The 18,799-nt window shown below is 62.4% G+C and carries 17 protein-coding genes; 13 read left to right on the forward strand and 4 right to left on the reverse strand.

All coding sequences use genetic code 11. The features are described from left to right. The first annotated feature begins 124 nt into the window (after window positions 1-124). The gene (gene gltX / locus ACT53S_RS12405; RefSeq protein WP_476067202.1) at window positions 125-1,582 is read left to right on the forward strand and encodes a glutamate--tRNA ligase; all 1,458 of its coding nucleotides are present in this window, start codon (window positions 125-127) and stop codon (window positions 1,580-1,582) included. Between the two features lie 169 nt (window positions 1,583-1,751). Beyond that, window positions 1,752-3,248 carry a lysine--tRNA ligase gene (gene lysS, locus ACT53S_RS12410; RefSeq protein ID WP_476067203.1) on the forward strand — a complete coding sequence of 499 codons (1,497 nt, stop codon included), beginning with the start codon at window positions 1,752-1,754 and terminating at the stop codon, window positions 3,246-3,248. Window positions 3,249-3,362: 114 nt separating this feature from the next. Here the strand turns inward: lysS and ACT53S_RS12415 are convergent, their stop codons facing one another. After that, complete coding sequence (locus ACT53S_RS12415) at window positions 3,363-5,057, reverse strand: hypothetical protein (RefSeq protein WP_476067204.1); 1,695 nt, start codon at window positions 5,055-5,057, stop codon at window positions 3,363-3,365. A gap of 235 nt (window positions 5,058-5,292) precedes the next feature. Here ACT53S_RS12415 and ACT53S_RS12420 point away from each other — a divergent pair, with 235 nt between their 5' ends. The 4 genes from ACT53S_RS12420 to ACT53S_RS12435 are packed head-to-tail and all read left to right on the forward strand — an operon-like array spanning window position 5,293 to window position 8,792. Beyond that, the gene (locus ACT53S_RS12420; protein WP_476067205.1) at window positions 5,293-6,180 is read left to right on the forward strand and encodes a metal ABC transporter substrate-binding protein; all 888 of its coding nucleotides are present in this window, start codon (window positions 5,293-5,295) and stop codon (window positions 6,178-6,180) included. Beyond that, window positions 6,177-7,064 carry a manganese/iron ABC transporter ATP-binding protein gene (locus tag ACT53S_RS12425; protein WP_476067206.1) on the forward strand — a complete coding sequence of 296 codons (888 nt, stop codon included), beginning with the start codon at window positions 6,177-6,179 and terminating at the stop codon, window positions 7,062-7,064. Before ACT53S_RS12420 ends, ACT53S_RS12425 begins: the two co-directional genes overlap by 4 nt. Continuing rightward, complete coding sequence (locus tag ACT53S_RS12430; protein WP_476067207.1) at window positions 7,045-7,953, forward strand: metal ABC transporter permease; 909 nt, start codon at window positions 7,045-7,047, stop codon at window positions 7,951-7,953. Before ACT53S_RS12425 ends, ACT53S_RS12430 begins: the two co-directional genes overlap by 20 nt. Continuing rightward, window positions 7,950-8,792, forward strand: coding sequence for a metal ABC transporter permease (locus ACT53S_RS12435; protein ID WP_113376464.1), 843 nt, complete (start codon window positions 7,950-7,952; stop codon window positions 8,790-8,792). Before ACT53S_RS12430 ends, ACT53S_RS12435 begins: the two co-directional genes overlap by 4 nt. Here ACT53S_RS12435 and ACT53S_RS12440 read toward each other — a convergent pair. Beyond that, on the reverse strand, window positions 8,789-9,685 hold the full coding sequence (locus ACT53S_RS12440) for a DMT family transporter (RefSeq protein ID WP_476067208.1): 897 nt from the start codon (window positions 9,683-9,685) through the stop codon (window positions 8,789-8,791). The genes ACT53S_RS12435 and ACT53S_RS12440 overlap by 4 nt on opposite strands. 187 nt (window positions 9,686-9,872) lie before the next feature. Here ACT53S_RS12440 and ACT53S_RS12445 point away from each other — a divergent pair, with 187 nt between their 5' ends. The 7 genes from ACT53S_RS12445 (at window position 9,873) to ACT53S_RS12475 (ending at window position 17,306) form a co-directional block, all read left to right on the forward strand. Then, window positions 9,873-10,781 (forward strand): LysR family transcriptional regulator, encoded by a 909-nt coding sequence (locus tag ACT53S_RS12445; protein ID WP_113376508.1) that lies wholly within the window; start codon window positions 9,873-9,875, stop codon window positions 10,779-10,781. 321 nt (window positions 10,782-11,102) lie between these two features. Further along, window positions 11,103-12,260 (forward strand): ABC transporter substrate-binding protein, encoded by a 1,158-nt coding sequence (locus ACT53S_RS12450; protein WP_142071855.1) that lies wholly within the window; start codon window positions 11,103-11,105, stop codon window positions 12,258-12,260. 182 nt (window positions 12,261-12,442) lie between these two features. Beyond that, complete coding sequence (locus ACT53S_RS12455) at window positions 12,443-13,432, forward strand: ABC transporter ATP-binding protein (protein WP_476067209.1); 990 nt, start codon at window positions 12,443-12,445, stop codon at window positions 13,430-13,432. Further along, window positions 13,429-14,379: an ABC transporter permease gene (locus ACT53S_RS12460; protein WP_142071859.1), complete on the forward strand. Its 951-nt coding sequence runs from the start codon at window positions 13,429-13,431 to the stop codon at window positions 14,377-14,379. The genes ACT53S_RS12455 and ACT53S_RS12460 overlap by 4 nt, the downstream gene beginning before the upstream one ends. Beyond that, window positions 14,369-15,184: an ABC transporter permease gene (locus ACT53S_RS12465; RefSeq protein ID WP_113376469.1), complete on the forward strand. Its 816-nt coding sequence runs from the start codon at window positions 14,369-14,371 to the stop codon at window positions 15,182-15,184. Before ACT53S_RS12460 ends, ACT53S_RS12465 begins: the two co-directional genes overlap by 11 nt. 66 nt (window positions 15,185-15,250) lie before the next feature. Then, the gene (locus ACT53S_RS12470) at window positions 15,251-16,675 is read left to right on the forward strand and encodes a gamma-aminobutyraldehyde dehydrogenase (RefSeq protein ID WP_476067210.1); all 1,425 of its coding nucleotides are present in this window, start codon (window positions 15,251-15,253) and stop codon (window positions 16,673-16,675) included. A gap of 160 nt (window positions 16,676-16,835) precedes the next feature. Continuing rightward, window positions 16,836-17,306, forward strand: a complete 471-nt coding sequence (locus tag ACT53S_RS12475) for an SH3 domain-containing protein (protein ID WP_476067211.1) — start codon at window positions 16,836-16,838, stop codon at window positions 17,304-17,306. An 11-nt stretch (window positions 17,307-17,317) separates the two neighbouring features. Here ACT53S_RS12475 and ACT53S_RS12480 read toward each other — a convergent pair whose 3' ends face one another. Together ACT53S_RS12480 and tal are read right to left on the reverse strand one after the other, a co-directional pair. Then, window positions 17,318-17,710, reverse strand: a complete 393-nt coding sequence (locus ACT53S_RS12480; protein WP_476067212.1) for a GFA family protein — start codon at window positions 17,708-17,710, stop codon at window positions 17,318-17,320. A 105-nt stretch (window positions 17,711-17,815) separates the two neighbouring features. Continuing rightward, window positions 17,816-18,772, reverse strand: coding sequence for a transaldolase (gene tal, locus ACT53S_RS12485; RefSeq protein WP_476067213.1), 957 nt, complete (start codon window positions 18,770-18,772; stop codon window positions 17,816-17,818). Window positions 18,773-18,799 lie beyond the last annotated feature (27 nt).

The raw sequence follows: 18,799 nt of genomic DNA on the forward strand, positions 1-18,799 counted from the left end.
GGAACCGGCGCGCGCCTCATTGTTTCCTCGCCCGTTTCCGGCCTGCCGCCACACAGATTTCGCACATTGTCCCGATCGGGCGCACAAGCGCCAGGTCCCCCGCACGCACCACGAGCTGAATTCCATGACCACATCAGGCGTCCGCGTCCGCATCGCACCCTCCCCGACCGGGGAACCCCATGTCGGGACCGCCTATATCGCGCTGTTCAACTACCTCTTCGCCAAGAAATTCGGCGGCGAGTTCATCCTGCGCATCGAGGACACCGACGCGACCCGTTCCACGGCCGAATTCGAGCAGAAGGTGCTGGACGCGCTGAAATGGACCGGCCTCACCTGGTCGGAAGGTCCCGATGTCGGCGGCCCCTACGGTCCTTATCGCCAGTCCGAACGCAAGGATATCTACCGTCCCTTCGTCGACCAGATGCTGCGCGACGGCGGTGCCTTCCGCTGTTTCTGCACGCCCGAGCGCCTGGAAAGCATGCGCGAAGCCCAGCGCGCCGCCGGCAAGCCCCCCGGCTATGACGGCCTCTGCCTGCATCTGAAGGCCGAGGAAGTGACCGCCCGCGTCGAAGCCGGCGAGCCGCATGTCGTGCGCCTGAAGGTTCCGACCGAAGGCTCCTGCGATTTCCACGACGGCGTCTATGGCGATGTCTCGATCCCGTGGGAAAGCGTCGACATGCAGGTCCTCTTGAAGGGCGACGGCATGCCGACCTATCACATGGCAAACGTTGTCGACGACCACCTGATGAAGATCACCCACGTCGCCCGCGGCGAGGAGTGGCTGGCTTCCGTGCCGAAGCACATCCTGATCTACAAGCATCTCGGCCTTGAGCCGCCAAAGTTCATGCACCTGTCGCTGATGCGCAATCACGACAAGTCGAAGCTGTCGAAGCGCAAGAACCCGACCTCGATCTCCTATTACTCGGCCCTCGGCTATCTGCCTGAAGCGCTGATGAACTTCCTCGGCCTGTTCTTCATCCAGATCGCCGAAGGCGAGGAACTGCTGTCGATGGAAGAACTGATCGAGAAGTTCGATCCGGACAACCTGTCCAAGGCCGGCGCGATCTTCGACATCCAGAAGCTCGACTGGCTGAACGGCCGCTGGCTGCGCGAGAAGCTTTCGCCGGAAGACTTTGTCGCCCGCGTGCTCGACTGGTCGATGGAGAATGACCGCCTGGTCGAAGGCCTGAAGCTCGCCCAGAGCCGCGTCACCAAGCTCGGCGAAGTCCCGCCGCTCGCCGGCTTCCTGCTGGCGAACGACGTGGGCCTGACGCCTGCCTCCTTCGGCGGCCTGAAGACCAGCCCGGCCGAAACGCTCGAAATCGTCACCACCGTTCAGGCGGATCTCGAAAAGATCCTCGAATGGAATGTCACGACCATCGAGGAAGAGCTGCGTGCGATCTCCGAGCGCCTGAACAAGAAGCTCCGCGTCGTAACCCCGCCCCTCTTCGTCGCCGTCTCCGGCAGCCAGCGCTCCCTGCCGCTGTTTGACAGTATGGCACTGCTCGGCCGCTCGGTCGTGCGCCAGCGGTTGAAGGTGGCGATTCAGGTGCTGACCGCGATGGCGGGTGCACAGAATTGAGGGTAGCCCCTCCCCCTTGTGGGGAGGGGTTGGGGAGGGGTTTTTGCCCCGAGCAAGACGCCTCCCCTCCCCGTCGCTTCGCTCCGACCCTCCCCACAAGGGGGAGGGTTGGCCGAGCAAGCCGCACCGGCGAACTGAAACGAATATAGCCGCAAGAGGCATTCACACCATGACCGAACAGACCACCGAAACCGCCCTCTCCTCCGACCCGACAGAAGTCCGCCGCCAGAAACTCGCGCTGCTGCGCGAACAGGTCGGCGACGTCTATCCAGCGCATTTCCACCGCACGATGACGAACGCGGAATTCGCAGAGAAATATTCGGGTCTGGGATTGGACGAGACGTCTGAGGATATCATCACGGTGGCCGGTCGCGTCTATTCCTCGCGCAATTCCGGCATGTTCATGGACATCCATGACGCCTCGGGCAAGATCCAAATCTTCTCCCACAAGGACACGACCCCGGAAGAAGCGCGCGCGCTGCTGCCGATGATCGACCTTGGCGACATCATCGGCGTCAAGGGCCAGGTCCGCCGCACCAAGCGTGGCGAGCTGACCATCAACGCCCATGAAATCACCATGCTGACCAAGACGCTTCTCCCCATGCCGGAGAAGTATCACGGTCTTGCCGATATCGAGCTGCGCTACCGCAAGCGCCACCTCGACATCCTGACCAACGAGGATTCCAAGCTCCGCTTCCTCCAGCGCTCGAAGATCATCTCCGGTCTGCGCCGCTTCATGGAAGGTGAAGGCTTCCTCGAAGTCGAGACGCCGATGCTGCAGACGGTCTATGGCGGCGCCACCGCCGACCCGTTCAAGACCTTCCACAACACGCTGAAAATGGACATGTATCTGCGCATTGCGCCGGAACTGTTTTTGAAGCGCACCCTGGTTTCGGGCCTTGCCGACAAGGTGTTCGAGGTCAACCGCAACTTCCGCAACGAAGGTGTGTCGACCCGTCACAATCCCGAATTCACCATGATGGAATGCTACTGGGCCTATGCCGACTATGAGGACGTCATGGGCCTCGTCGAGCGCCTGTTCGAAAGCCTCGCGGTTGCCATCCACGGCTCGACCGACGTCGCCTATGGCGACAAGACGCTGTCCTTCAAGGGTCCGTTTAAGCGCGTACCGATGCCCGACGCCGTCAAGGAAGCAACCGGCATCGACTTCCTGGCGATGAAGACCGACGAGGAAGCCCGCACCGCCGCCAAGGCCGCCGGCTTTGCAGTAGAAGAGGACTGGACCTGGGGCGAATGCCTCGCCTTCATCTTCGAAGAAAAGGTCGAGGGCACGCTGATCCAGCCGAGCCACGTCACGCACTTCCCGAAGGACATCTCGCCGTTTGCCAAGGAAGTGCCGGGCGAGCCTCGCCTCGTGGAGCGTTTCGAGACCTATTGCAACGCCTGGGAAGTCGGCAACGCCTTCTCCGAACTGAATGACCCAGAAGAGCAGCGCAAGCGCATGGTTGAGCAGCTCGAACAGGCCCATTCGCGCGGCGAAAAGGACAAGCAGCTCGACGACGAGTTCCTCGATGCGATCGACCAGGGCATGCCGCCCGCCGGCGGCCTCGGCATCGGCGTCGACCGCCTGATCATGCTCTTGACTAACGCCCCGTCGATCCGCGACGTCATCCTCTTCCCGGCGCGCCGCAACAAGGCGGATTGAGCACTCGGAGGAGCTTCAGAACGAAGAAACCCCGGCCGAAAGCCGGGGTTTCTTCGTTTTTAAACCTGGATTGAACGTGATCGCGTCAGTGGCTGACGTCGATGAACCTCGAATTCAGTGCCCCGCCTTGGCTTCCTCCGCCGGTAGAACTTTCTTCGGCGGCAGCACCCCTTCGTCCTCTGCCGGGGCAATCGAACCTTCGGCGGCGTGCTCGGCAGAGGCTGCCGGCGTACCCGTTCCGTGATCGGCAGCCGAGCCGTGCTGTTCCGAAGCCGCCGGCTGCGCAGCCGAGCCACTCTCCGGCTCGATCGGCTGAGACCGCATCTTCTCCAGCCAGGCCGCACCGTGATCGGCACCGCCGGCACCGGCCTCACCGGACGTCTCGGCGGGCGCGGCCTTCTCCGCAGAGGCTGCAGGCTCGTCGGTGCCCCCGAGGCCGACCATGCTCTTCAGCGACGAGAACCAGCCACCGTCTTCCGAAGGTGCCTCTGCGCTCGCAGCCTCGTGGCTTGCCTCTTCTGGCACAGCAGCGTCGTGCCCCGTCGCGGCATCCGCCGGCGTTTCCACCACAGGAACTTCGGTTTCGTGTACTGCCGGGGCGGCCACCTCTTCGCCGTTCGCAGCACCGGCGTGTCCATCGGCGCTGCCGTGGTCGCCGCCATCCTGTTCGGGCGCAGACGCATGATCGCTTGCGCCTGCCTGTGCCGCGTCGCCGTGTTCGCTCACCGCACCGCTTTCCGGTGCCTTTGCGTGATCGCCGCTCGCCTCACCATGCACGGCGGGCTCCGCTCCGTGTCCATCAGAGGGCAGACCTGCGCTGTCGGCGGGAACCGCATGACCTTCGCCATCGCCGTGATCGGCCGCGGCCGGTGCCCCGTGCCCTTCGGCCGGCGCTTCGCCATGGCCAGCATCAGCCGCGCCACCATGGCCTTCGGCCGGCGCATCGTCGCCGCCAAGGCCGACCATGCCCATCAGCGAGGCCATCCAGCCCTTGCTTTCGCCGCCGTGGTCGGCGACCGGCGTCTCCGCCCCATGCTCACCCGCAGGCGCTTCACCATGGCCATCGGCCGGCGCTTTTCCATGGGCATCAGCCTCACCATGGCCTTCGGCAGGCGCCTCGCCATGTCCGCCGGCATCACCATGGCCACCACTGTCACCGTGACCTTCGCTCTTCTTGCCGTGCGCATCCGCCTTGCCATGGCCGCCACTGTCGCCATGACCTTCGCCTTCCGGCACAACCACTTCCGGCGTGATACAATCGGTGCTGTCGTCCAGTTTCGCCAGAAGCGCCTGGATATCGTCTTCCACCATATCGATCTTCGGTCCGAAAAATTCTCCGTTGGCCGCCGGCGGCCCATCGGCATAGCGAGCCGTCAACATCCGTGCGGTCGCCGCCTCGGGAACACGGGCAGGATCGGGAACGAAGATGACATCGGCACCTACCGCACGCCCGCGCATCAGGCCACGTTCCTTTGGCCCATTCGGATCGAGAACCACGACTTGGACGAGGTCCGCCTTCTTGGCTTCCTGCACGACTTTTGCGACGCGCAACGCCGTCTTGACACGGGTCAACCCATCGCCGGGCTCGCTGGTGGTGACATATTTCCGGATCCAGAACCGGTCCTTCTTGCGGATCTCGACGGTCTGCACCTCCGTGCATTCGAGCCCGTTCAACTCCGCATAGGAAGGACCGAGCAGCGTGTCGGCGCCGATATAAACGGCAGCTCCGCCCGTGCCGCCGCACAGGACGAGCACGCCTCCCACGATCAGCACGAGTTTCCGCGACAGGTGAAGCTTTGGCACCTTCACGCTTGCAACTCCGCCATCACACCCACTCCGACATTTACGCAATACTAGAGGTCAGCATAAGCGAGGCTCCTTGCGGAACCTTTAATCGCCTCCGGGCCATTTCGACACGACCTGGAAAGCTCTTCGCAACATTCTTCGAGACGGTCTTTTTGCAAATGATTTGCAAATGCATTGACATCGGTAAAGCGCGCGATAGATTTTAATAGGAATGACTTGCAAGAACGGGATGCCGCTGATGTTGCTGAAGCTTGCCCGCAGTCTCTTTGTCCTGGCCCTCATGCTGCCGGGAGCGTCCTTCGCCGCCGATAGGCCGAAGGTCGTGACCACCTTCACGGTTATTGCGGATATCGCGAAGAACGTCGCCGGCGATGCCGCCGATGTCGAAAGCATCACCAAGCCGGGCGCCGAAATCCACGGCTACCAACCGACACCGCGCGATATCCTGAAAGCCCGTGACGCGGATCTCGTCCTGCGCAACGGCTTGAACCTCGAAGCCTGGTTCGAGAAATTCCTCGCCAATCTCGGCGACGTGCCGACGGTTACCGTCAGCGACGGTGTCGAGCCGATCAGCATCGCTGGCGGCGCCTATGACGGCAAGCCCAACCCGCATGCCTGGATGTCGCCGGAGAATGCACTCATCTATGTCGAGAACATTCGTAAGGCCCTGACCGATCTCGATCCGGCCAACGCCGCGATCTACGAAGCCAATGCCCGCACCTATTCGCTGAAGATCAAGGGCGAGATCGAGCCGATGAAGGCGGAGATTGCCAAAATCCCCGAAAACGAGCGCTTCCTCGTCACCAGTGAAGGCGCCTTCTCCTATCTCGCCCGCGATCTCGGCATGAAGGAACTGTATCTCTGGCCGATCAACGCCGACAGCCAGGGCACGCCGCAGCAGGTGAAGGCCGTCGTCGACCAGGTGATCGAAAACAAGATCCCCGTCGTATTCTCCGAGAGCACCGTCTCCGACAAGCCGGCCCAGCAGGTCGCGGCCGAAACCGGGGCCCGTTATGGCGGCATCCTCTATGTGGATTCGTTGAGTGAGCCTGACGGTCCGGTCCCGACCTATCTGGATCTCCTGAAGGTGACGGTCTCGACCATCGTGAAGGGATTTGCCGGATGATCATGGGATCGGGTGCAAGACGCAATCGCGAGGGGATCGCCGCCGAGGATGTGACGGTCACCTATCGCAACGGCCATACGGCCCTGCGCCATGCGAGCTTTGCCATCCCGCCCGGAACGATCACTGCCCTTGTCGGCGTCAACGGCGCCGGCAAATCGACGCTCTTCAAGGCAATCATGGGCTTCGTGCCCGTCGCCTCCGGCGAAATCCGCGTGCTCGGCATGAGTGTCCGCGAAGCCCTGAGACAGAACCTCGTCGCCTACGTCCCCCAGGCGGAAGAGGTCGACTGGAACTTCCCCGTTCTCGTCGAGGATGTCGTGATGATGGGCCGCTACGGCCATATGAGCTTCTTGCGCATACCCTCGAAGCGAGACCACCAGATGGTCGAGGAAGCACTCGCTCGCGTCGGCATGTCCGACTACCGCAAGCGCCAGATCGGCGAACTCTCCGGCGGCCAGCGCAAGCGCGTCTTCCTGGCCCGCGCGCTCGCCCAGGAGGGACAGGTCATCCTGCTCGACGAACCCTTCACCGGCGTCGACGTGACCACCGAAGAACAGATCATCGGCCTGATGAAGGACCTGCGCGCTGAAGGCCGCGTCATGCTGGTCTCGACGCACAATCTCGGCAGCGTGCCGGATTTCTGCGACCGGACTATCTTCGTCAAGGGAACGGTGATTGCCTCCGGCAAGACCGAAGACACCTTCACTGAAGACAACCTCAAGACCGCCTTTGGCGGCGCACTGCGCCACTTCGTGCTTGCCGGCCGCGACCTGCACGACGACGATGACGGCCGCGAAGTCACAGTCATCACAGACGACGAACGCCCCTTCGTGATCTACGGTCAGCCAAAACCGGGAGCCGCTGATGCTCGCGATCCTGGCTGAGCCCTTCACCTATGACTACATGCGCAACGCCATTCTGGTGTCGGCGCTGGTTGGCGGCGTCTGTGGCTTCCTCTCGGCCTATCTCATGCTCAAGGGCTGGTCGCTGATCGGCGATGCGCTCTCCCATGCCATCGTGCCGGGTGTGGCCGGTGCCTATATGCTCGGCCTGCCCTTCGCCTTCGGCGCTTTTCTCTCGGGCGGCATGGCAGCTCTCGCCATCCTCTTCCTGAACCAGCGCACCAAGCTGAAGGAAGACGCGATCATCGGCCTGATCTTCACCTCCTTCTTCGGGCTTGGCCTTTTCATGGTGTCGATCTCGCCCGTCTCGATCGACATCAAGACCATCGTGCTCGGCAACATCCTCGCGATCACGCCTGCCGACACGCTGCAGCTCGTCCTGATCGGCGGCGTCAGCCTGCTGGTTCTGACGCTGAAGTGGAAGGACCTGATGGTGACCTTCTTCGACGAGAACCATGCACGCTCGATCGGTCTCAAACCCGAACGGTTAAAGGTGATCTTCTTCACCCTGCTTGCCGCCTCCACCGTCGCCGCCATGCAAACCGTCGGCGCCTTCCTCGTCATCGCCATGGTGGTCACTCCCGGTGCCACCGCCTATCTCCTGACCGATCGCTTCCAGCGGCTGATCCTGCTGGCGCTTGGCATCGGTGCCTGCACCAGCTTCGTCGGCGCCTATGCGAGCTATTTCCTCGACGGTGCGACCGGCGGCATAATCGTCGTCCTGCAGACGCTGATCTTCCTCGCAGCCTTCCTCTTTGCCCCGAAGCACGGCATGCTCGCCGCGCGCAGTCGTGCGCGCGAGGCTCTCCAGCCCATGCCTCAGGCAGCCGCGGCAGAACCACATCGCCGGCCCGAGGAGCGCCCCGCATGAGCGAAACCCTCGAACTCGCCCTCCTCCCCTTCCAGCTGCCCTTCATGCAGACGGCGTTCATCGTCACGCTGATGATCGCGGTGCCGATGGCGCTTCTCTCCTGTTTGCTGGTGCTGAAAGGCTGGTCGCTGATGGGAGACGCCGTCTCCCATGCCGTGCTGCCGGGCGTCGTCATCGCCTATATCGCCGGCATTCCGCTTGCCATCGGCGCCTTCGTCGCCGGCCTCTTCTGTGCGCTTCTGACCGGCTTCATCAAGGAGAACAGCCGCATCAAGGAAGACACGGTGCTCGGCATCGTCTTTTCCGGCATGTTCGGCTTGGGGCTCGTGCTTTATGTGCAGGTCGAAAGCTCCGTGCATCTCGACCACATCCTTTTCGGCGACATGCTAGGCATCCTGCCGTCGGACCTGATCGAGACGGGCCTGATCGCGCTTTTTGCAACGACCTTCCTCGTCCTCTTGCGCAAGGATCTTCTGGCCCACGCCTTCGATCCGCAGCATGCCCAGGCGATCGGCCTGTCCGTGCGCCTCCTGCATTACGGTCAGCTGGCCGTGCTTTCGCTCGTCGTCGTCGGCGCCCTGAAGGCCGTGGGCATCATTCTCTCGGTCGCGATGCTCGTCGCCCCCGGCGCGATCGCCTTCCTGCTGACCAAGCGCTATGCAACAATGTTGGTCACGGCCGTCATCGTCGCGGTCACGTCGTCACTCGCAGGCATTTATCTGAGTTTCTTCATCGACAGTGCGCCCGCCCCGACCATCGTGCTGATCATGAGCGGCATCTTCGTCGTGACTTTCCTGATCGGCCAAATGCGAAACAGAAAGACGGAAGCGAGCGCCTAAACGCGGCCGACTTCCTCTGCCCGCCGCGCGCGTCGCGACACCACCCACTCCCGCCAGACGGTGAAAAGCCCTGCGCCGACGACGAGGACAGCGCCAACCACCGTGTTCCAGCGCAGGATCTCGCCGAACACAGTGACCGCGATCATGGCGCCCAGCACCAGTTGCCAGTAGGAGATCGGCTGGACGATCACGGCGTCGAGGTTTTCATAGGCCTTGATCAGCGAGAGATGGCCGATGATGCCCGTGCAGCAAAGCCCGATCATCAGCCCCCAGCCCGCAGGCGTGAACGGCGTCCAGAAATAGGGCCCGAGCAGGTTCGACCCGATGAAACCGACGATCGCCAGATAAAAGAAGCTGGTCGATGGCTGATCGTCGCGGCTGACCAGCCGCGTGGCGATGCCATAGACCGCGCCCATGACAGCGCATATGAGCGGCAGCCAGATATAGGCGTTGAAACTGTCGCCGGTCGGCGCCAGCATGATCACCACGCCAACAAGACCAAACAGGATCGCCGTCCATCGCCGCCAGCCGACTTTTTCGCCCAGGATCGGCATGGAGAGAAGCGCGACGAAGATCGGCCCAGCCGCAAAGATCGCCTGGCTCTGGGCAAGCCCCACCTTGGTAAAGGCGACGATCGACACCAAAATCTGCGTGAACAAGAGAAGGCCGCGAAGGATCTGCAGGAAAGGTCGCTTTGTATTGACTGCGGCGCGCAGGCCACCGCTGGAACGCATCGCCAGAAAGAGGGCAAAGGCAACGAAGGCCCAATAGCGGACCATGGCCACCTGCACCGGCGAATGGGTGGCGCCCAAATGCTTGGAGAGCCCGTCCTGAATGGCGAATACGGAAAACGCGAGAAAAGTGAAGAGATAGCCGAGCGGCGTCGATTTCATGGTGTCGAAGGAAGCTTTGCACGAGAGAGGAACCGTGGACGAACCAACGGCGCGGCCATTTGATCCTACACTCTGACCGCGCGTTGCCTAGTGCAGTTTTGCACAGCTGCCTTGCAACCTGACAACCTCAGGCGCAAGACCCCGGCGGCTGCCTTGCTTCACAACAAGGGCCATGCTTCAAAAGGTTATGGCTTTCACATTCCGTCAGTTGCAGTATTTCGTCGCCGTCGCCGAGCAGGGGTCGGTCACGCGCGCGGCTCAGAACCTCTCGATTTCACAATCCTCGGTGACAGAAGCGATCAAGGAACTCGAGGGCGATCTTGGCGTCGAACTCTTCGAGCGCCACCCGCGCGGCCTGACGATCACCTATAACGGCCACCAGTTTCTCCGCCACGCGACGAAGATTCTGGCGAGCGTATCCGACGCGCGCAACGTCTTCACCGAAACGCAGACGAGTACCGGCGGCACGCTCAACATTGGGGTGACCTCGCTGGTTGCCGGCTACGTCCTATCGGATCTGCTCGCCCGCTATCGACGCGCCTGCCCGGGCGTCGAGGTCTCGGCGATCGAGGATAACGGCTCCTATCTCGAACACCTGCTGATCGGCGGTGAACTCGATGTCGCCGTCATGGTCATCTCCAACCTGCGCGACCGCATGGCGCTGCAGGCGGAAATCCTGGAAACCTCGCCCTACCGCCTCTGGCTGCCCATCGGCCATCCCCTGGTTTCGGCCGACATCATCTCCGTGCAGGACATCGCCCGCGAACCGCTGATCATGCTGACGGTCGATGAAATCGAGGAGAACACCGGCAAGCTCCTCTCGGCCCTCGGTGCCCGCCCGCACGTCGCCTTCCGCACCCGCTCGGTCGAGGCCGTCCGCAGCCTCGTCGCCACCGGCGCCGGCGTGGCGCTGTTGCCGGATCTCGTCTACCGCCCCTGGTCGCTGGAAGGCGACCGGATCGAAAGCCGCGACGTCTCGGGCGCACTTCCGGTGGTGCAGGTCGGCATGGTCTGGCGCAAGGGCTCGAGCCTTCCGCAGGCCGCACGGGACTTTGTGGGGATTGCGGAGGCGAGTCGGAGTGGGCGGGTAAGGTGAGTTCTTCAGCGACATAGCGTCAAGGAAGATGCCCTGATCCCCCTGCCGGGACCTTCTCCCTGCAAGCGGGGAGAAGGCGGAGACGGCGGCCCCATCGGCCTTCTCCACGTTTACGGGGACAAGGTGGCGGCAGCTCAGGCGCAACTCGTTGCGCCGGGGATGAGGGGCGTTCAGCAACGACGGTCGGAGACGAACCTCCCATCGGAAAAACCGATATCACCATTCTGACGAATGAATTTGCGAATGCGGTTAATTCACGGCAACTTTCTCTCCGGGAACAATGGCCGCAAAAACGCGGCCTCACAAACGGGAGACCTCGCGATGAAGTCGATATTGAAATCCTGCACCGTCCTCGCCTCCGTACTGAGTTTGACCACCGCCGCCGTGGCTCAGGAGCCGCTGAAGGAACTCGGACCGGGCGAAGGCGCCCTCTCCATCGTCGCCTGGGCCGGCTATATCGAGCGCGGCGAGACCGACAAGAACTATGACTGGGTTACCGAATTCGAGAAGAAGACCGGCTGCATGGTCTCGGTGAAGACCGCCGCCACCTCGGACGAAATGGTCGCTCTGATGAACGAAGGCGGCTTCGACCTCGTCACCGCGTCGGGCGATGCGTCGCTGCGTCTCGTTGCCGGCAAGCGCGTCCAGCCGATCAACACGGCACTCATTCCCTCCTGGAGCACCATCGACGAGCGTCTGCAGAACGCCCCTTGGCACACCAAGGATGGCGTTCACTACGGCACGCCTTATGTCTGGGGCGCCAACGTCCTGATGTACAACACCGACGTCTTCAAGGGCGAAGCACCAAAGAGCTGGAAGGTCGTCTTTGAGGAAATGAACCTGCCCGACGGCAAGTCCAACAAGGGCCGCGTCCAGGCCTATGACGGCCCGATCTACGTTGCCGATGCCGCCCTCTACCTGATGGCGCACAAGCCCGAACTCGGCATCAAGGACCCCTACGAACTGAACGAAGAGCAGTACAAGGCCGCCCTCGACCTGCTGCGCGGCCAGCGCCAGCTCGTTGGCCGCTATTGGCACGACGCCATGATCCAGATCGACGACTTCAAGAATGAAGGCGTCGCCGCCTCGGGCTCCTGGCCCTTCCAGGTCAACCTGATGAAGGCAGAAGGGGCAAAGATCGACTCCACCTTCCCCGAGGAAGGCGTCACCGGCTGGGCCGACACCACCATGCTGCATGCCGAAAGCGAACACCCCAACTGCGCCTATATGTGGATGGAGCACTCGCTTTCGCCGAAGGTCCAGGGTGACGTTTCCGCATGGTTCGGCACGGTTCCCTCCGTTCCCGCCGCGTGTAAGGGCAATGCGCTCTATGGCGATGAAGGCTGCAAGACCAACGGCTTCGAGAACTTCGACAAGATCAAGTTCTGGCGCACGCCCACTTCGAAGTGCAGCCAGGGCGAATGCGTGCCCTACCACCGCTGGGTCTCCGACTACATCGGCGTGATCGGCGGACGGTGACATCCCACCTCCCCCTTGAGGGGGGAGGTCGCGCGGAACGCGCGGGTGGGGGTGATCAACTGCACCTCGAAACACTGAGGGTCACCCCACCCCGGACCTTCGGTCCGACCCTCCCCCTCAAGGGGAGGGTGTAGGCCCCCGCTGGCGTTTTGCCGGCACCTTACTGAAATTCTGGAGCCCCCATGACCGCAGCCGTCTCCTTCTCGAAGGTCTCGCGCCATTTCGGCAGCGTCAAAGCCGTTGACAGTGTCGATCTCACGGTCGCACCCGGCGAATTCTTCGCCATGCTCGGGCCCTCCGGCTCCGGCAAGACGACCTGCCTGCGTCTGATCGCCGGCTTCGAACAGCCGACGTCAGGCCATATCGAGATCTTCGGCGAGACCGCCGAGGGCGTGCCGCCCTATCGCCGCAACGTCAACACGGTCTTCCAGGACTACGCCCTCTTCCCGCACCTCAACATTCTCGACAACGTCGCCTATGGCTTGATGGTCAAGGGCGTGGCCAAAGCCGAGCGCCACCGCGAGGCCGAGCAGGCACTCGAAATGGTAAAACTCCCCGGCTACGGCGCCCGCAAGCCCGGCCAGCTTTCCGGCGGCCAGCGCCAGCGCGTGGCGCTCGCCCGCGCTCTCGTCAACAAACCAAAGGTCCTCCTGCTCGACGAACCGCTCGGCGCACTCGACCTGAAGCTGCGCGAACAGATGCAGGAGGAGCTGAAGAGCCTGCAGCGGTCGCTCGGCATTACCTTCGTCTTCGTCACCCACGACCAGGGAGAAGCCCTTTCCATGGCCGACCGCGTCGCCGTCTTCAACGACGGCAAGATCGTTCAGGCCGGCACGCCCTTCGAAATCTACAACCAGCCCCGTACCCGTTTCGTCGCTGACTTCGTCGGTTCATCCAATGTCATCGCACCCGACGCGATGAAGGCACTCGGTGGTGAGGCCCGCTGGACGAGCCTGCGCCCGGAAGCGATCCGCATTGTGTCGGAAGGCGGCGTTGCAGCAACAGTTCGCTCCACCAGCTTCCTCGGCGCTTCCACAAAACTCTTCGTCGATACAGCGGTTACGTCCCTCACCGTATCGTTGCCGGCCGGTCACCCGGCCCCGACCACAGGAGAGAGCATCCGCATCTCCTGGTCGCCCTCTGACCTGCATTATATGGAGGAGGCCGCATGACGGCGATCTCCGCACCCGCCATCACCCCTGGGCGTCAGGGCCCGATGGGGCGGCTCTCGGATCTCTTCTGGCGGCGTCCCAACCTGCTGCTGGTTCTGATGCTGGTGCCGCCCCTGCTCTGGCTTGGCATCATCTATGTCGGCTCGCTCCTCGCTTTGCTGCTGCAAAGCTTCTTCTCGATCGACGAGTTCTCGGGCCTGATCAATTACGAGTTCACGCTGGCAACCTATGGCCAACTGCTGCAGCCGGCGAATTTCGATATCATCCTGCGCACGCTTTTGATGTCGGCCGCCGTCACGCTCGCTTCCGCCGTCATCGCCTTCCCGATCGCCTATTATGCAGCCCGTTATGCCAAGGGCCGCTGGAAGGCCGTCTTCTATCTCGGCATCATGCTGCCGCTCTGGTCCAGTTACCTCGTCAAGGTCTATGCCTGGAAGCTGATCCTCGCCAAGGAAGGCATCCTGAACTGGGTTTTCGCGAAACTGCACCTCACCTGGCTACTCGACGGCATACTGGCCATCCCGGTTATCGGTGGCAATTCGCTGTCGATCAGCTACATCGGCACCTTCATCGTCTTCGTCTATGTCTGGCTGCCCTTCATGATCCTGCCGACCCAGGCCGCCCTTGAGCGCGTGCCCGGCAACCTCGTCGAGGCCTCCGGCGATCTCGGCGCCGACCCGCGCCAGACCTTCCGCCACGTGCTCTTTCCCTTGGCGCTCCCTGGCATCGTCGCCGGCTCGATCTTCACCTTCTCGCTCACCATGGGCGATTACATCATCCCGCAGATCGTCGGAACATCGCGCCTCTTCATCGGCCAGGCCGTCTATGCCCAGCAGGGCACCGCGGGCAACATTCCCCTTGCTGCTGCCTTCTCGGTCGTGCCGATCGTCATCATGGGCATTTATCTCACCATCGCCAAACGCATGGGGGCCTTCGATGCACTCTGATCGTTCCCAGTCGGCTGGCTTCGGTCTCAAGTTTGCAGCCGGCCTCGGCCTTGCATTCCTGCATCTGCCGATCCTCCTGATCTTCGTCTATGCCTTCACCACAGAGGAAAAGAGCTTCCAGTGGCCGCCACCGGGCTTCACGCTTCAGTGGTTCGGCGTCGCCTGGAACCGCCCGGACATCTGGGAAGCGCTGACGCTGTCGGTCAAGGTTGCGAGCATCGCAACGGTGATTGCGCTGGTGCTCGGCACGCTCGCCGCCGCTGCCGTCGCGCGCACGAAATTCTTCGGCCGCGAAGTCATCTCGCTTCTGGTGATCCTGCCGATCGCGCTGCCCGGCATTATCACCGGCATCGCACTTCGCTCGGCATTTTCGATCGCCGACATCCCCTTCTCCTTCTGGACCATCATCCTCGGCCACGCCACCTTCTGTGTCGTCGTCGTCTACAACAATGCGGTCGCCCGCTTCCGCCGCACCTCGGGTTCGCTGATCGAGGCATCGATGGACCTTGGCGCCGATGGCTTCCAGACGTTTCGACATATCATCCTGCCGAACATCGCAACGGCATTGCTCGCCGGCGGCATGCTCGCCTTCGCGCTGTCCTTCGACGAGGTCATCGTCACCACCTTTACCGCCGGTCAGCAGTCGACACTGCCGATCTGGATGCTGGAAGAACTGATCCGCCCCCGTCAGCGCCCCGTGACAAATGTGGTCGCGATGGTTGTCGTGATCGTCACCTTCCTGCCCATTCTCGCGGCTTACTATCTGACCCGCGATACCGACCAGATCGCCGGCAGCGGCAAATGAACCACCGGCGCCGCCTCCTGATGCGGGGCGCTGTCGCAATTGAAGTGTAATAAAAGGGAGAACGACATGGATACCCAGATGCTGATCGGCGGCAAGTTCGAAGCCGGATCCGAGACGGAAGAGAAGATCCTGAACCCCAAGACCGGCGAGGGCATCGTTGATCTCCCGGAAGCCTCGATCGCCCAGGTCGAAGCCGCCGTCGACGCTGCCGAAGGCGCGTTCACCACTTGGTCGCAGACCACGCCTGGTCAGCGGTCGGCCTACCTGCTTGCCATCGCCGACGCGATCGAAAAGGACGCCGCCGCCTTCGCTGCATTGGAGAGCCTGAACTGCGGCAAGCCGATCAATGCCGTCCTGAACGATGAAATCCCGGCGGTCGTCGATTGTTACCGCTTCTTCGCCGGAGCAATCCGCACGCTGCAGGCGCCCGTTTCCGGCGAATACCTCCCAGGCTTCACCTCGATGATCCGCCGCGATGCGGTCGGCGTCATCGGCTCGATCGCGCCGTGGAATTATCCGCTGATGATGATGGCCTGGAAGCTCGCACCGGCACTCGCTGGTGGCAACACCATCGTCTTCAAGCCGTCGGAACAGACCCCTCTGACGGCACTCAAGCTCGCCAAGGTCATGGCCGACATCCTGCCGGAAGGCGTGGTCAATGTCGTGCTCGGTCGCGGGGACAGCGTCGGCAATGCGCTGATCAACCACCCGAAGATCGCGATGGTCTCGATTACAGGCGATATCGCGACCGGCAAGAAGGTGCTGACGGCCGCTGCCAAGACCGTCAAGCGCACGCACCTCGAACTCGGCGGCAAGGCCCCGGTCATCGTCCATGACGATGCCGATATCGACGCCGTCGTCTCGGCAATCCGCACCTTCGGCTACTACAATGCCGGCCAGGACTGCACCGCCGCCTGCCGCATCTATGCCGCGGACAAGATCTACGACCGCTTCGTCGCAGATCTCGCAAGCGCCGTGTCGACCATCAAATTCAATCAGGCCGACGATGCCGAAAACGAGATCGGCCCGCTGATCTCCAAGCGCCAGCGCGATCGCGTTGAAAGCTTCGTTACGCGCGCGGCTGAACACAAGCACATGGAAGTGGTCACCGGCGGCAAGCTCGGCTCCGACAAGGGCTTCTTCTACACGCCAACCGTCATTGCTGGCGCGACGCAGGACGACGAGATTGTTCGCCGCGAAGTCTTCGGCCCCGTCGTCTCCGTCACCCGCTTCTCCGACGCCGACCAGGCCGTTGTCTGGGCCAATGACAGCGACTACGGCCTTGCCTCCTCGGTCTGGACCAAGGACATTTCCCGCGCCATGCAGACCGCCGCCAAGCTGCGTTACGGCTGCACCTGGATCAACACCCACTTCATGCTCTGCAATGAAATGCCCCATGGCGGCATGAAGCAGTCGGGCTATGGCAAGGATCTCTCGCTCTACTCGCTGGAGGACTACACGACCGTCCGCCACGTGATGATCGCGCATTAAGAGAAAGCCGCATCCCTTCCATGCTGCGCAAACATCCTCGTCCCAGGTATCAACCGGAGGACGAGGATGATGATTTGGGGCGCCTGTTTACCCTGACAGACCAAACCGGTGGCACCCCACCGCTCTCCTTCGTATCATGGCGCGGAATCAGGAGAACGAGATGCGCTGCGATCAAAAAGGCTCAAGACCCGGCTACGGCAAGATCGCCATCATGGCTGTCGCGCTGGCGTCAGCGACGCTCCCCCTGAATAGCTCGGCATACGCTGAAGACCCCCAGGTCATTCCCGCGCCCAATCTCGATGGCAGCGGACGGACCATGGACACCTACCTCTGGCACGTCCGAGGGCTTCCCCCTGGCCAACGCCTGGCCGTCTATTCCGGCGCCGGCCCAAATTTCAGGATCATCCACGGGCTCGACGAGGGCGAGCCGATCGAAAGGCTGACCTGCAAGGACAGCCGTGGCGGCTACTGGTGCCGCATCGCCACCGTCACACGCCCCCGGATATCCGGCTGGGTCGATGGCCGGTTCCTGTTGGAAGAAGCCGGATTTGCCCCGCCTGACGATATCCGAAATCCATCCTTCGAACCGGAGATTGTCATCGATCCTTTCCGGAAACCGAGACGGCCCTGAGGCGCAAGCCGTCAATCCTGCCGCCGCTCCTCCCCCGGCCGATCACGCTCGTACCGCTCCTCAACCGGAAACGCGGGAAGCCAGCTCTCCCGCCGGATGGTCCAGAGTTCGTATGTCGGTTGGAACACGTTGATGTCGTCGAGGGCGCCGAGATGAAGCTCGAGTTCGGCCCCGCTGCGGTTGAAGACACGCGATCCGCATGTGGCACAGAAACAACGGCCGTCATACATCTGAGGCTCACCGGAAACCCGGACCTGCGCTTTCGGATAGATCGCCGCGGCGAAAAACAGCGCGCCGTGATACTTGCGGCAATCGAGGCAATGACAGATGCCGACGCGCTCAGGCTCTCCCTCCGCTTCGAACCGCACCTTGCCGCAAGCGCAGCCTCCCGCAATGATTGCCATATCTGCTCTCCCTTCCGGTCCTCATCCATCGATCGACAATAAGAAATGGCCGCGGCTTTTGCCACGGCCATTCCCGAACTCGGTAGAAACTGTTCGGTTTCCCGATCAGGCAGCCAGCGCCTTGGCGATCTGGCCGCGCAGCGTGCCAAGGTCCTTGGCAAAGCCGCGGATACCCTCGGCCAGCTTTTCCGTCGCCATGGCGTCTTCATTCATTGCCCAACGGAAGGCCTTCTCATCGAGCGAGACATGCGGCTCGGCCTTGACGGTATCGGGCGAAAGCGCGCGGGCAAGCGTGCCTTCGGCAGCGTTCAACTCGTCAAGCAGCTGCGGGCTGATGGTCAGGCGGTCGCAACCAGCCAGCGCTTCGATTTCGCCGGCATTGCGGAAGGAGGCGCCCATGACGATCGTGCCGATACCATTGGCCTTGTAGTAGTTGTAGATCGAACGAACAGAGACAACGCCCGGATCGGTTTCCGAGGTGTAGTCCTCACCGGTCGACTTCTTGTACCAGTCGAGAATGCGGCCGACGAAGGGCGAAATGAGGAACACCTTGGCCTCGGCGCAGGCAATCGCCTGGGCCTTGGAGAAGAGCAGGGTGAGATTGCAGTCGATGCCTTCCTTCTGCAGCACTTCGGCGGCGCGAATGCCCTCCCAGGTCGAGGCGAGCTTGATCAGGATCCGGTCCTTCTCGATGCCGCGTTCCTTGTAGCCAGCAACGATCTGGTGGGCCTTCTCGATCGAGGCCTTGGTATCGAAGGACAGGTCGGCATCGACTTCCGTCGAAACGCGACCCGGAACCAGTTCTGCAAGGGCAGCGCCAACTGAGATTGCCATGCGGTCGGCGATCGCACCGATCACGGCAGCGTCCTGACCGCCCTTGGCCTTGCCCCACGTGATCGCTTCCTGGAAGGCTTCCTGGAAAGCATCGGTGCCCAGTGCCTTCAAGACGATCGACGGATTGGTGGTACAATCGACCGGCTTCAGGCGGCGGACGGCCTCGATGTCGCCGGTGTCGGCGACCACGGTCGTCATGGAACGAAGCTGTTCGAGTTTCGAGGTCATCAGGTCATCCTTCGGCTGTGCGAAAAG

Source organism: Allorhizobium sp. DMC15 (assembly GCF_056314065.1).

Bases quoted from the DNA above. Each gene is read 5' to 3' on its own strand.
- gltX (WP_476067202.1), top strand. From the start codon at position 125: ATGACCACATCAGGCGTCCGCGTCCGCATCGCACCCTCCCCGACCGGG.
- lysS (WP_476067203.1), top strand. From the start codon at position 1,752: ATGACCGAACAGACCACCGAAACCGCCCTCTCCTCCGACCCGACAGAA.
- ACT53S_RS12420 (WP_476067205.1), top strand. From the start codon at position 5,293: ATGTTGCTGAAGCTTGCCCGCAGTCTCTTTGTCCTGGCCCTCATGCTG.
- ACT53S_RS12425 (WP_476067206.1), top strand. From the start codon at position 6,177: ATGATCATGGGATCGGGTGCAAGACGCAATCGCGAGGGGATCGCCGCC.
- ACT53S_RS12430 (WP_476067207.1), top strand. From the start codon at position 7,045: ATGCTCGCGATCCTGGCTGAGCCCTTCACCTATGACTACATGCGCAAC.
- ACT53S_RS12435 (WP_113376464.1), top strand. From the start codon at position 7,950: ATGAGCGAAACCCTCGAACTCGCCCTCCTCCCCTTCCAGCTGCCCTTC.
- ACT53S_RS12440 (WP_476067208.1), bottom strand. From the start codon at position 9,685: ATGAAATCGACGCCGCTCGGCTATCTCTTCACTTTTCTCGCGTTTTCC.
- ACT53S_RS12445 (WP_113376508.1), top strand. From the start codon at position 9,873: ATGGCTTTCACATTCCGTCAGTTGCAGTATTTCGTCGCCGTCGCCGAG.
- ACT53S_RS12450 (WP_142071855.1), top strand. From the start codon at position 11,103: ATGAAGTCGATATTGAAATCCTGCACCGTCCTCGCCTCCGTACTGAGT.
- ACT53S_RS12455 (WP_476067209.1), top strand. From the start codon at position 12,443: ATGACCGCAGCCGTCTCCTTCTCGAAGGTCTCGCGCCATTTCGGCAGC.
- ACT53S_RS12460 (WP_142071859.1), top strand. From the start codon at position 13,429: ATGACGGCGATCTCCGCACCCGCCATCACCCCTGGGCGTCAGGGCCCG.
- ACT53S_RS12465 (WP_113376469.1), top strand. From the start codon at position 14,369: ATGCACTCTGATCGTTCCCAGTCGGCTGGCTTCGGTCTCAAGTTTGCA.
- ACT53S_RS12470 (WP_476067210.1), top strand. From the start codon at position 15,251: ATGGATACCCAGATGCTGATCGGCGGCAAGTTCGAAGCCGGATCCGAG.
- ACT53S_RS12475 (WP_476067211.1), top strand. From the start codon at position 16,836: ATGCGCTGCGATCAAAAAGGCTCAAGACCCGGCTACGGCAAGATCGCC.
- ACT53S_RS12480 (WP_476067212.1), bottom strand. From the start codon at position 17,710: ATGGCAATCATTGCGGGAGGCTGCGCTTGCGGCAAGGTGCGGTTCGAA.
- tal (WP_476067213.1), bottom strand. From the start codon at position 18,772: ATGACCTCGAAACTCGAACAGCTTCGTTCCATGACGACCGTGGTCGCC.